Genomic DNA, 12,016 nt, shown 5'->3' with positions numbered 1-12,016 from the left:
CGATGCCACCTTCAGACGAGTTAACAATAACAAGTTGTACGATTTATCAATATCACATTGATCTCAATCCTAGCTTACCTGTGGGGATACAACGGATTGATTCTCGAAAAGGTTTAGTGCTCTACATCCAACTCAATAACCATCAAACAGCTTGGGCTGAAATCGCGCCACTGTCAGGCTTAGATATTGATAACCAAGCAATAACCGGGTTTAGCCAAGAATCCCTTGATGAGGTGCAATCACAACTGCAACAATTATTAGCCTCTTTTATCGATCAACCCTTGGCGATATTAAATGACATTGCGAAACAAACGCAGTTACCCTCGCTAGCATTTTCCTTAAGCTTATTAGATGCAAAATTGACCCAAACATTGCCAGTTCGGATTGAAAATCCGCGGATTCAATCTGCTGTGGTGCCGTTGCTTTACGATGGTATGTCAACACAAGTCGTCAACCAAAAACTACTGACACAGAGCAGCATCAACAGCGTTAAAATAAAAGTGGCACAGACCAGCATAGCAAGCGAGATCCAATTTATTTATCAGGTACTAGCTATCTCTCCACACGTCACATTACGTTTAGATGCCAATCGTGGTTTTAGTCTTGAGCAGGCCATCGACTTTTTAGCCTGTTTACCAAAAAACAAAATTGAATACATTGAAGAGCCTTGTATTAACCCTAGCGATAACCCCCAAATATTTCGCCAACTAGGGATTAAGTTCGCCTTAGATGAATCCTTAAACTCACCAAAATTTGATCTTAGCTTAGCCTTACTGCAACCCGGATTAGGGGCATTAATCATCAAGCCAATGTTATTGGGTTCGCTAGAAAAATTACAACATATGATTAACCAGGCTCATCTTGAAGGTGTCCGCTGTATATTAAGCTCAAGCTTAGAAGCTGATATGGGCATAAACGACTTACGCTTAGTTAGCCAAGCATTAACTCCAGATGAATCACCAGGCCTTGATACCTTAAGCGCCTTTAGTCAATCATTGCTGTCAGCAAGCTGCGGATTAACGCCGCAATTAAACCATAAAGCATTACGTCAACTGGTCCATATCGGTCAAATACGTGATTCAAACAAGGTAGATGAACAATGATGTCTCCTTTGCATCAAGCTGCGATAACTTATCCAGATGCGATTGCGATTCAAGTCGCCACCAACGACACCACAACGGGTGTCAGTTCGCTAAAACGCCCTGTTAACTGTACTCAAATAAATTACGCCCGCCTAAGTGGTTTAGTCCATCATCTAGTACAACAATTGCAAGCTCAAGGCGTTAAACAGGGTGATATTGTCGCGTGTGTATCACACAATAATATTGAAATGATTTGCCTTTATTGGGCATGCATAGATGCAGGCTGGATATTTTTACCTTTATCACCGCGATTTGCCGATTTACAGATTAATCAGCTTATCGAACGATTTTCACTACAATGGCTCTGGACCGATACACCAAAGCGCAAAGCGACAATTGACCATGTAAATTGGCTAGATATTGATCTAGCTAAAAATGTGCCTCAACCAAGTAGCCATAGTGTTGAGATATCACCCTATCAAGCTTCAAATATTATTCTCACTTCTGGTTCAAGTGGCACGCCTAAAGCTGCGGTACATTGTTTAATGAACCATGTGAACAGTGCCAAAGGATCTGCAACCTTTATTGCTTTAGCAGCATCTGACGCTTGGCTATTATCATTGCCACTGTTTCATATTGGTGGTCTAGCCATTATTCATCGTTGTACACTCGCGGGTGCATGTATTGTACTGCGAAATCCGCAACAATCTTTGGCAGAGCAGCTCACTAACAGTCACATTACCCACGTATCATTAGTGCCAACCCAAGCAATACAGATACTGCAACAGTACCCAGCTGCCTTAGCCAATATAAGCGCGTTATTACTCGGTGGCGGAGTGATAGAACCGGCACTTATTGAGACATTACAACGCCAACATATTAATGCTTTTACCAGCTATGGTATGACAGAAATGAGCTCGCAAATTACCACAGCAAAGGCCAATTTATCAGGCCATCATGGTAAACCTTTACCTTCAAGACAACTGACCTTGAAAGAAGGTGCTATTTGGGTAAAAGGAGATTGCTTATTTTTAGGTTATTTAACCGAGCAAGGATTAACATTACCGTTAGATGAACATGGGTGGTTTTGCACGAATGATAAAGGAAAGTTAGATACAGATGGCCAGCTCAGTATTTTAGGCCGCATGGATAACATGTTTATTTGTGGCGGTGAAAACATTCACCCTGAACAACTTGAAGCCGTTTTACTAACCCACCCTAATGTCACCCAAGCCATTGTGTTTGCAGTAGCCGATCCTATATTTGGTTACTTACCCGCTGCTATTATTGATTATGGTGTAAATTCTACTGAAACTTTGGATATTGAAAAAATTAATGGTCAGCTATGTAAGTTGGTAGAATCGACTCTGGCACGCTTTAAACGACCAAGACAGTTTTTTACTTGGCCAAAAAATGTTGCCTATAGTGGCTTAAAAGTCCCAAGAAAAAGCATTATTGCATCGATTCAAGCCCAAATAAGTACCTCATAAACAGTACAATAAATTGGGTTATTATCTTCTACGATTTAGGCTAGTTTGAGTTGGATTATAATGAAGCAGTTTAGATTGGATTTATCTCGAATATTAGTTATAAAAAAACCTGCCGTAGCAGGTTTTAATCTCTCTAAATCGAATACGCTAGAGTGTTACTCCATACAAGATTTAAGCTTGTTCATGGCATTCTTTTCTAGCTGTCTAATTCGCTCAGCAGAGACTTCATAAGTCGATGCGAGCTCCTGCAAAGTCACTTTAGTATCATCTAACCAACGCGCACGTAATATATGCTGGCTACGTTCGTCTAACGTTTTGATTGCTGATAATAAACGTGTTTGAGAATCGGCTTCCCAATCGGCGTGTTCAACTTGATCTGCCACATCAGAAGAATGATCTTCTAAATATAATGCTGGGGCAAAATCATGGTGATCATCGTCGCTGTCATTGGTTAAATCGAAAGCAGGATCTTGGGCTGCCATTCGAGATTCCATTTCGGTTACATCTGCTTTCGATACCCCTAGGTTTTCAGCCACCATGGTCACTTCAGCGTCGCTGAACCAACCTAAACGCTTTTTAGACTTACGGATATTAAAAAATAATTTACGCTGTGCTTTGGTGGTAGCCACTTTCACGATACGCCAGTTTTTCAACACGTATTCATGAATTTCTGCCTTAATCCAATGCACTGCAAAAGACACAAGACGAACACCGACATTAGGATCAAAGCGTTTAACCGCTTTCATCAAACCAATGTTACCTTCTTGAATAAGATCTGCCTGCGGTAAACCGTATCCAGAATAACCTTTCGCCACATGTACAACAAAACGAAGATGCGACATAATTAATTGCTTTGCAGCTTGTAGATCACCATTTTCTTGTAAACGCTTGGCGATGTCATACTCAGTATCGGCGTCCAACATATTGATGCTGGTCACTGACTGGATATACGCTTCTAAACTGCTTGCATTATGCGGAACAGCTAGAGCCATTGATTGCGTTTGATAAGTCATTCGCTCTCCTACTACATTCAAAAAAATTATTTCAGTTAACTCAGTACGATAAGTAACCTTGTTAGGTTCACAACACTACAAGGTTCACTTGAATTAGCTGAAGAACTATCAACTATATGACATCATATGTCAAATAAGGTTCTATTTAACTAACATTTTTACCGCATACAAACAACAAAGCAAGTGAACAAACGTTCATTTTGTATGACCCGTTAATTATACACCTGCAATTATGACGGTTCAATGTTACGCAAGTGCTGGCGCACAGATAAATATGAGCCAAACCAACCTAAAAATGATGCCAGCATTACTAATTTAATCAGCTCCGAAAATGATAAACCCTTTATGGTCAATTCACTGCCGTATAACCCCAACAACTCAGCTAAGGCACTGTCGAGATACCAGACTAAGATATTAATAATAAGCCAAGCCAAAATACCGCCAATGACACCGTACCAAATCCCGGTGTACAAAAACGGCCGCTGAATAAATGCTTCTGTCGCACCGACCAACTTCATGACTTCAATTTCTGTTCGGCGGTTCATAATCGCTAAGCGAATAGTATTGCCAATGACTAACACCACAGCTAGAACTAGCAAAGCAGCAATCGCGAGTACGGTTTTTTCAAGTAATTTAAGTAATGCTTGCAGACGTTCTAACCATTCAATATCTAAACGGCCAAAGTTGACTTCGGGTTCGCGTTCTAACTTTACTAATAATTCACGAGCACCAGTTGGACTCGAATATTTAACCGAAGGGGTTACGGTAACCACTGCAGGTAATGGGTTCTCATCTAAGTATGACAGCGCCTCACCAAAACCAGATAAGCGCTGAAACTCCTCTAATGCTTGATCGCGACTGATGTAAGTGACCGATTCAACTTCACGAAATGTTTTAATACGCGACAATAAACTTTGGATAGATTGTTCACTGCGACCTTTATTAATAAATAATGAAATTTCAGCGGCACTGTTCCAAGATTGAGTAATATTTTCGGCATTTTTAACAAGCACCTGCAATGCAGCCGGTAAACTTAAACTCACCCCTAAAACAGCCATGGTCATGACCGATGAAACGGGACTACGCCAAAGTTCGCCCATACTTGACATGCCTTGCTGCACATGACGAATAAAAAACATCACAATGCGGCCACTTAACGGTAATTTACTTTGAGTAATATTCGGTTTTTTACTCATCGTATATTCTCCCCTGCAGGCGCAGTGCTTTCGCTGCCGAGCATACGTCCTTGACGAAGGGTAAAAGTGCGATATTTCATTCGTGCAATTAGGCCTAAATCATGGGTGGCAATAAGCACGCTGGTACCTGAGTCATTAAAGGCTTCAAATAAACGTAAAATATCCATCGATAATTTAGGGTCTAAGTTACCTGTTGGTTCATCAGCCAGTAATAGCGGTGGTTTATTCACAATGGCACGGGCAATCCCGACTCGCTGTTGCTCTCCACCAGATAGCATTATTGGCAAATGACGCTCTTTGCCATATAAACCCACCATATCAAGCGCACCCGCCACCCGTTTACGAATTTCGCCATGGGTGAACCCTTCAATCACTAACGGTAGGGCTACATTGTCGAATACTGTTTTATCCATCAGCAAATGGTGGTTTTGGAAGATCACTCCAATATTGCGACGCAAATAAGGCACATGTTTTCGGCCTACGTTGGCAAGGTTATGTCCATTAATGGAAACCTTACCTGCCGTGGCACGTTCAATCACAGTAATGAGTTTGAGCAAGGTACTTTTACCCGCACCAGAATGGCCGGTTAAAAAGGCCATTTCACCTTGTCGGAGGTGAAAATTGACATCCATGAGGGCCTTTTGGCCTCCTGCATAGATTTTACTGACCTGCTCAAATTGGATCATAAATTATTGGTCCGTTTTATCCTGGCTAAATAATGCTTCAATAAAGTCATTAGCGTTAAAAGTACGCAAATCATCAATTTGCTCCCCAACACCGATATGACGAATAGGAATAGTAAACTTGTCGGCAATCGCAAAAATCACTCCACCTTTAGCGGTACCGTCTAACTTACTAATGGTAATACCTGTGACACCTACAGCCTCTTGGAATAGTTGAGCTTGGCTAATAGCATTCTGACCCGTGCTGGCATCTAAGGTTAGCATGACTTCATGGGGGGAATCTGGGTCGAGCTTTTTCATCACTCGCACGACTTTCTTCAACTCTTCCATTAAGTGGCTTTTGTTTTGTAAACGTCCCGCCGTATCAGCAATTAATACGTCGACCTTGCGTGCTTTAGCCGCTTGCAAGGCATCGAATATAACTGAAGCACTGTCTGCGCCAGTATGCTGCGCGACGACTGGAATATTATTGCGTTGGCCCCATACTTGTAACTGTTCTACAGCTGCCGCGCGGAACGTATCTCCAGCGGCTAACATGACAGATTTCCCTTGGCTTTGATACTGTTTAGCCAGCTTACCAATGGTCGTCGTTTTACCCACACCATTGACACCAACCATTAAAATGACAAATGGGCCATTTGCATTATCGGGAATCAAAGGTACAGCAACGGGGTCGAGCATTTTTTGCATTTCTTCACGCATTAAGTCATACAAGGCTTCAGCATTCTTAAGTTGTTTACGTGATGCATGTTCAGTGAGGCTTTTAATCAGTTTAGTGGTGGTTTCTACGCCCACATCGGCAATCAATAATTGTTCTTCGAGTTCTTCAAATAACTCATCATCAATTTTTTTACCACTGAATAAACCAATAAAACCTGAACCAATATTTTCACTGGTACGCATTAAACCGCGCTTTAACCGAGTGAACATGCCTTCTTTGTGTGGCTTAGCTTGAGGTTCATCTTGCAACTCTAAGTCAACAGACTCTATTGGTGTTTGTTGCTTGGCTAATTCTTGTGCAGCTAATTCCTGCGCGGCTAGTTGTTCTGACACCAGCTTTTCTGCAGCTAATGCGTCTAGTACTAATTGCTCTGCAGCAATACGCTCCGCTTCTAAACGAGCTTGTTCTTTACGTTCATGCTCTAATCGTTCAGCCTCTAAGCGGGCAGCTTGCTTTTGTTGCTCCGCTTGTTCGGCTGCGATACGTTCGGCTTCAAGGCGTGCTAATTCAGCAATTTTAGTTTGTTGCTCTATTGCTAACTGTTCTGCTGCTAACTGCTCTGCTGCCAGCTTTTTAACGGCTAATACTTCTGCAGCTAATTTTTCTGCATCAATACGAGCTTGCTGCGCGCGTTCTGTATCAATACGCTCTTGTTCAATACGAACAGCATCTAGACGAGCCACTTCTTCTGCTTGTGTCTGCGCTAATTGTTCAGCCGCTAGCTTGTCAGTATTGACTTGTTCGGCTGCAACTTGCTCTGCTTGCGAATTTTCAGCTACATGCTCTGTGGTGACATCAACATCATGGAGTTGTTCTTCAACTTCAGGGACGGGCTTATCTTTACGAAACCAAGAGAAAAAACCTTTCTTTGCCATATTTGTTACCAGTATTTATATGCTTAAAATTCAGATGACGCCGTTTGTTGCATCTCTAACCAGTAAAATGATGAATACTCACATTTAATCACAAGTTTGATATAAAATAACGACAGTTCAGATTGTGGCATAGTCTACCACTTTCTTTTTTCTTTGTTCAGGCAAAATGACGAGGGCAAGATGGCTAAAAAAAACACCAGTAGTGGTCAGGTGCGAATTATTTCAGGTCAATGGCGTTCTCGTAAACTGCCAATCCATGATCTCGAAGGCCTGCGACCAACCACCGATCGCGTTCGCGAGACCTTATTTAATTGGCTTGCTAACGATATTCGTGGTGCCAGAGTACTCGATTGCTATGCTGGCAGTGGTGCATTAGGCCTCGAAGCATTATCTCGTTATGCTAATTTTGCCACCATGATTGAGCTGCAAAAAAACGCGGCTAATCAGCTAAAACAAAATCTCGCCACACTGCAATGCCAAAATGCAGAGGTTGTAAATGCAGATAGTTTGCAAATGCTTGCTAAAGGCACAGCTACAGGTTTTGATATTGTGTTTATCGATCCTCCCTTTCATAAAGACTTGGCAGGTAAAACGGTTGAATTATTAATGACTCATCAGTGGTTAAACAATGATGCTCTTATTTATGTTGAAACCGAGTCAACATTAGCCTCATTCCAAGTACCCGCTACTTGGATTGCACTAAAAGAAAAACAAGCAGGACAAGTCTGTTATCGACTCTATCAATACCAACCAGACATCCTTGGACAATCTGCAGACGAATCTGTAGACGAATAAATGCCCATGTCTATCAATGATATTACCCTAATGGGAAAAGCGGCCACATTATCAATGTGGTGTGTAGTGGCTTATGGTTTATGTGTCTTTAGTCCAGAAGTGTCTGAAACCCTCAATTTGCTTGCTAGTATTACTGCGGTTATGCATATTTTAATGGCATTACTGACAGGTATCTTCTTGTCCCATAAAAATAAAAAAATCACAGATTACGGTGCAATTTTATTATTTGGGCTCTTTGCGATACTAGATCAATACCATAGCCAGAATGCTGATTAAAAGAATCTACAACGCCTACAATAAATCTATGATCCGATCTTCCCTCTAAATTAGTAGGCACTTATTACTTGAGAAATTGGCATAAAAAAACCTCGTTAATATAACGAGGTTTTTATTTATCTAATTAACGCATTACTTTTTAGGGTAAGGATGCGCGACACCTTTATGACAATCGACACAAGTCTTTCTCTTTTCTGGTGCTTTCTTGAAATTCATGGTGTGCATTCTTACAGCCATTTTCTTCATCGTATCAGGTTGATCTTCATAAATACGAGTATGACAATGCTGACAGTTAGCTGAATCATTGCTGCGGAAATATTTTAACGCTAAATCCGCTTGTTCTTTACGATTTTCATCTAACCATTCTTGAGTCATAAAGCCATCAATGGTCATCAAACCAATAATATCTTTAGAAACAATGATTTTCTTCATTAGATATGCAAATGGGCCATGTGGTAAGTGACAATCTTGACATTGCACTGTAACACCAGCTCTACCACCGCCATGAGCTGATTCCATGACTTCTTTTCTTAACGAATGGTCACGGTGACATGTCATACAAAAAGCATCACTACTTGTTGCATGCAAAGTTTGTTGAGTTGCGAAATAACCTACGACACCCACAACTACACCCACAACAATAAGTGCAATAATTGAGTACTTCGCGCTTGGTTTAAATAGTGCACGCCAGTTCATTGTTCAATCTCCGTAATAGCAAAATGGAATTCTTAATATTTATATTGTTAGTTTAAGATTTTTTATAGTTAGAAAATTGATTCTAGTCGCTATTCTGATAATTGCTTGTCAAAAAATTATTGAAAATGAGAGGTGGATCGCTATTTTACTGATATTACAAAAAGAAAAGGACCGATTAATTTCTAGAAGATTTATTTGAACCCTACTTATCTGATCAAAAGAGAAGATGGACCAAGCTGTTTTTTGGTATAAAGACATGCAGAATTGATTGATAAATGTCTGTTCAAATACAAAAATATACGGTTTAACATCTCCGACATCTTACTTGCCATCTTTTTACCACCAAGGCTCATAGAGTTGCTTATACTGCACTCAATAAGTCGCTCTTTTAATACTGTCTACATTAATGGGAGCATTCTCACTTTATGATGACCTTTAACGTTAACGAATTCGGATGGGTAGCATTTTTAAATAGAGTAGGCGTTCTTTGTTTAAACGATTTGTTGAAATATAAATAATATCAACCAAGGTCCAGCAAAAACTCACTGGCTTTGGTGTTAGACTTATCTACATTAATGAAATGGAATGTGCATCACACGATTGATAACATAAAAAAGTTATTATCATCTGGGTTAACAAAATTATTTGAAAGATGTTTACTGATGTAAAGGTCTGTTAAGCTATCTACACACCACAAATTAGTTAAGGTTAAATGAAAGCAAAACTGTCAAATTATTGGATCATCACTATCACTTTGTTCGCACTTGTCGGACAGGGGTTATTGACTAATGACAGTTTAATGGTACCGATGGCCAATGCCCAAATGACCCAACTAACAATGTCTACTCAAACAGATGACGCAACTGACACCACGGTATCAATGTCACACAAGGCGATGATAAATTGCCACGATAATGTCTCGAATATTGTTAATAATATTGATGAATCAGTGACCTCATCACTTCCCAAAGCCAGTTGTTGTAATGGTTCAGGCTTTTGCAGTATTGATTGTAATCACTGTTTGACCATTTCTCTGGTAGCTAACCTTATCGATATTCAATTGCCGATAACCAACATCCCGCTTTTTTCGGCCCCCATTACTATGGTTGTTAATCGAGTATCAATCGCCTTCCCACCAGCTTTTCGCCCTCCTATCGCTTAATTCAATTGATCATCCTTGTGCCTTGAGCACATTCAACATTATTGTTTTTAGCGTTTATCATCATGATTGTCATGATGAATATCGAGGTTATTATGAAAAAAATTACATTCTCTAGTGTAATCTTAGGCGCGTTTGTCGGCGTTTTTCTCCCATTGGTTCTATCATCACCAATCGCTTATGCCGTCGAGCACGACCATGCCCAACATCAGTCACAAGCCAGTAAAACCTACACTTGTCCAATGCATCCTGAAGTGATTAGTGATAAAGAGGGCCGTTGCCCCATCTGTAATATGTTTTTGGTTGTCAAAGATGAGCAACAAGAGTCCGCCACTAAAGACACTATGCATCCAATGGTTAACATGCAAAGTTATATTCCAGTAGAAAAAAACCTAGCAGATTAAGTTCAATTGATCGCTATTGCGTGTTGAACATATCCAATATTATTATTTTTTAGCGTTTATTCATCATGACGATCGTCAGTATTGTCATGATGAATATCGAGGGTTTTATGAAAAAATTTCCACTCTCTAGCATGCTACTGGGCGCATTTGTTGGGATAACCATCCCAGTTGCTCTGACATCACCTGCCGTTTATGCTGCTGAACACGACCATGCCCAGCATCTGTCACAAGCCAGTAAAACCTATACTTGCCCAATGCACCCTGAAGTTATCAGTGATAAAGAGGGAACCTGTCCCATCTGTAATATGTTTCTCGTCGTCAAAGAGGAGGAAGAAGAGTCCACCGTTGACGACACTCAACATCAAATGCCAAACATGCAAAATACGACCCCTGTAGAAAAAAGCCAAGCCGATAAGGTATTTAGTCAATCTAAACCGGCATTGCTGCCTACGGCAAATCAGGACGATAGCACCAATGTAAAATATGTCTGTCCAATGCATCCTCATGTGGTGTCCGATGTCCCTGGCACATGCCCAATCTGTGGCATGAACCTTGAGAAAGTCACCGTTGTTGATGCAAGCCAAGAAATTGTTGTTGGCGTTTCTGGCGGTATGCAACAAGCATTAGGCATGCGCAGTCATATTGTTGAAAAATCAAACTTATCCCGCCAAGTGAACACCATAGGCACAGTGCAATATAACGAAGATACTATTGGCCATGTGCATACCCGTGCAACCGGATGGATAGAAACGCTCATGGTGCATAATGTTGGTCAAAAGATAAAAAAGGGCCAATTGTTATATGAGCTTTACTCGCCTGAATTGGTCAATGCCCAAGACGATTACTCTCAAGCACAAGACTACCTTAAACAAGATAAAAAACGAGGCAGTAGTTTATTACTTAAAGCACGCAAGCGCTTAGCATTACTGGGTGTTGATAGTAAGGTGATTAACCGTTTAGAAAAAACCGGTGAAACCATTTTTAAAGTGCCTTTTTATGCTCCGCAAGATGGTTTTATCAGTAAGCTTACAATTCGTCCTGGTATGTATATTCAGCCAGGGGATACCCTATTTGAAATCGTTAATTTAGACAGCATTTGGGTTATTGCTGATGTATTTGAAAACGAGCAAAGTTGGCTGCAACAAGGTCGTAAAGTCACTGTGAGTGCGGCGGCTCAAGGGCTGTTTGATATTGATTCAACGATTGACTATATCTACCCCGAATTAGACCCCGTTACCCGAGCAATGCGAGTACGGATTAAGCTTAATAATCTTAATGACAAACTCAAACCGGGTAGCTTGGTTGATGTAACCTTATTTGGACTGCCTAAGAATAACGTGCTTACGGTACCGACCGAAGCGCTTATTCTCACCGGTCGCGAGAATCGTGTTGTAGTACAGCGTAGTGATACTAGCTTTGCTTCCGTACCAGTAAAAATTGGTATCATGTCGGGCGGTAAGGCTGAGATTTTAGAGGGGCTCAATGAACATGACAAAGTCGTCATATCTGGGCAGTTTTTACTGGACTCTGAAGCCAGCATTCAAGGTAGTTTACAAAGGTTAAGCAATAACACTTCGACCAGTGAAAATGCCACAACCGATGCTCACCAGCACTAAGGAGCACTGT

At 40.9% G+C, this 12,016-nt stretch carries 11 protein-coding genes and 1 pseudogene; 7 read left to right on the top strand and 5 right to left on the bottom strand.

Annotated elements, in window-relative coordinates:
• Positions 1–2 precede the first annotated feature (2 nt).
• Together menC and menE are read left to right on the top strand one after the other, a co-directional pair.
• Positions 3–1,103 (top strand): o-succinylbenzoate synthase, encoded by a 1,101-nt coding sequence (menC, locus tag FH971_RS01290; protein WP_140233063.1) that lies wholly within the window; start codon positions 3–5, stop codon positions 1,101–1,103.
• A complete protein-coding gene (menE, locus tag FH971_RS01285; RefSeq protein WP_140233062.1) occupies positions 1,100–2,572 on the top strand; it encodes an o-succinylbenzoate--CoA ligase in 1,473 nt (490 codons plus the stop codon). Before menC ends, menE begins: the two co-directional genes overlap by 4 nt.
• A 155-nt stretch (positions 2,573–2,727) precedes the next feature.
• On the opposite strand, the gene rpoH is transcribed toward menE, so the two are convergent.
• The 4 genes from rpoH to ftsY all read right to left on the bottom strand — a co-directional run bounded on the left by rpoH (position 2,728) and on the right by ftsY (position 7,060).
• Positions 2,728–3,585: an RNA polymerase sigma factor RpoH gene (rpoH, locus tag FH971_RS01280; RefSeq protein ID WP_137223689.1), complete on the bottom strand. Its 858-nt coding sequence runs from the start codon at positions 3,583–3,585 to the stop codon at positions 2,728–2,730.
• Positions 3,586–3,815: 230 nt separating this feature from the next.
• The gene (gene ftsX, locus FH971_RS01275; RefSeq protein WP_137223691.1) at positions 3,816–4,781 is read right to left on the bottom strand and encodes a permease-like cell division protein FtsX; all 966 of its coding nucleotides are present in this window, start codon (positions 4,779–4,781) and stop codon (positions 3,816–3,818) included.
• Positions 4,778–5,467 (bottom strand): cell division ATP-binding protein FtsE, encoded by a 690-nt coding sequence (gene ftsE / locus FH971_RS01270; protein ID WP_137223693.1) that lies wholly within the window; start codon positions 5,465–5,467, stop codon positions 4,778–4,780. Before ftsE ends, ftsX begins: the two co-directional genes overlap by 4 nt.
• A 3-nt stretch (positions 5,468–5,470) precedes the next feature.
• On the bottom strand, positions 5,471–7,060 hold the full coding sequence (ftsY, locus tag FH971_RS01265; RefSeq protein ID WP_140233061.1) for a signal recognition particle-docking protein FtsY: 1,590 nt from the start codon (positions 7,058–7,060) through the stop codon (positions 5,471–5,473).
• Positions 7,061–7,240: 180 nt separating this feature from the next.
• Here ftsY and rsmD point away from each other — a divergent pair, with 180 nt between their 5' ends.
• Both rsmD and FH971_RS01255 read left to right on the top strand, forming a co-directional pair.
• Positions 7,241–7,855, top strand: coding sequence for a 16S rRNA (guanine(966)-N(2))-methyltransferase RsmD (gene rsmD / locus FH971_RS01260; protein ID WP_140233060.1), 615 nt, complete (start codon positions 7,241–7,243; stop codon positions 7,853–7,855).
• Between the two features lie 6 nt (positions 7,856–7,861).
• Positions 7,862–8,131 (top strand): DUF1145 domain-containing protein, encoded by a 270-nt coding sequence (locus tag FH971_RS01255; protein WP_167495969.1) that lies wholly within the window; start codon positions 7,862–7,864, stop codon positions 8,129–8,131.
• A gap of 132 nt (positions 8,132–8,263) precedes the next feature.
• On the opposite strand, the gene FH971_RS01250 is transcribed toward FH971_RS01255, so the two are convergent.
• Entirely contained in the window at positions 8,264–8,827 is a 564-nt protein-coding gene (locus FH971_RS01250; RefSeq protein WP_137223701.1) for a NapC/NirT family cytochrome c, read from the bottom strand.
• Positions 8,828–9,539: 712 nt separating this feature from the next.
• Here FH971_RS01250 and FH971_RS01245 point away from each other — a divergent pair.
• The 3 genes and pseudogenes from FH971_RS01245 to FH971_RS01235 all read left to right on the top strand — a co-directional run bounded on the left by FH971_RS01245 (position 9,540) and on the right by FH971_RS01235 (position 12,006).
• The gene (locus FH971_RS01245) at positions 9,540–9,989 is read left to right on the top strand and encodes a hypothetical protein (RefSeq protein WP_137223703.1); all 450 of its coding nucleotides are present in this window, start codon (positions 9,540–9,542) and stop codon (positions 9,987–9,989) included.
• Between the two features lie 92 nt (positions 9,990–10,081).
• A pseudogene (locus FH971_RS01240) lies at positions 10,082–10,300 on the top strand (heavy metal-binding domain-containing protein); the annotation flags it as partial.
• Positions 10,301–10,497: 197 nt separating this feature from the next.
• Positions 10,498–12,006 carry an efflux RND transporter periplasmic adaptor subunit gene (locus FH971_RS01235; RefSeq protein ID WP_140233058.1) on the top strand — a complete coding sequence of 503 codons (1,509 nt, stop codon included), beginning with the start codon at positions 10,498–10,500 and terminating at the stop codon, positions 12,004–12,006.
• Positions 12,007–12,016 lie beyond the last annotated feature (10 nt).

It is taken from the genome of Shewanella polaris (assembly GCF_006385555.1).
Lineage (GTDB): Bacteria > Pseudomonadota > Gammaproteobacteria > Enterobacterales > Shewanellaceae > Shewanella > Shewanella polaris.
The sequence above is the reverse complement of the archived record's forward strand: the minus strand, read 5'-3'. Positions and strand labels throughout refer to the sequence as shown.

Excerpts from the sequence above, each read along its gene's own strand:
- menC (WP_140233063.1), top strand. The coding sequence starts at position 3 with ATGCCACCTTCAGACGAGTTAACAATAACAAGTTGTACGATTTATCAA.
- menE (WP_140233062.1), top strand. The coding sequence starts at position 1,100 with ATGATGTCTCCTTTGCATCAAGCTGCGATAACTTATCCAGATGCGATT.
- rpoH (WP_137223689.1), bottom strand. The coding sequence starts at position 3,585 with ATGACTTATCAAACGCAATCAATGGCTCTAGCTGTTCCGCATAATGCA.
- ftsX (WP_137223691.1), bottom strand. The coding sequence starts at position 4,781 with ATGAGTAAAAAACCGAATATTACTCAAAGTAAATTACCGTTAAGTGGC.
- ftsE (WP_137223693.1), bottom strand. The coding sequence starts at position 5,467 with ATGATCCAATTTGAGCAGGTCAGTAAAATCTATGCAGGAGGCCAAAAG.
- ftsY (WP_140233061.1), bottom strand. The coding sequence starts at position 7,060 with ATGGCAAAGAAAGGTTTTTTCTCTTGGTTTCGTAAAGATAAGCCCGTC.
- rsmD (WP_140233060.1), top strand. The coding sequence starts at position 7,241 with ATGGCTAAAAAAAACACCAGTAGTGGTCAGGTGCGAATTATTTCAGGT.
- FH971_RS01255 (WP_167495969.1), top strand. The coding sequence starts at position 7,862 with ATGTCTATCAATGATATTACCCTAATGGGAAAAGCGGCCACATTATCA.
- FH971_RS01250 (WP_137223701.1), bottom strand. The coding sequence starts at position 8,827 with ATGAACTGGCGTGCACTATTTAAACCAAGCGCGAAGTACTCAATTATT.
- FH971_RS01245 (WP_137223703.1), top strand. The coding sequence starts at position 9,540 with ATGAAAGCAAAACTGTCAAATTATTGGATCATCACTATCACTTTGTTC.
- FH971_RS01235 (WP_140233058.1), top strand. The coding sequence starts at position 10,498 with ATGAAAAAATTTCCACTCTCTAGCATGCTACTGGGCGCATTTGTTGGG.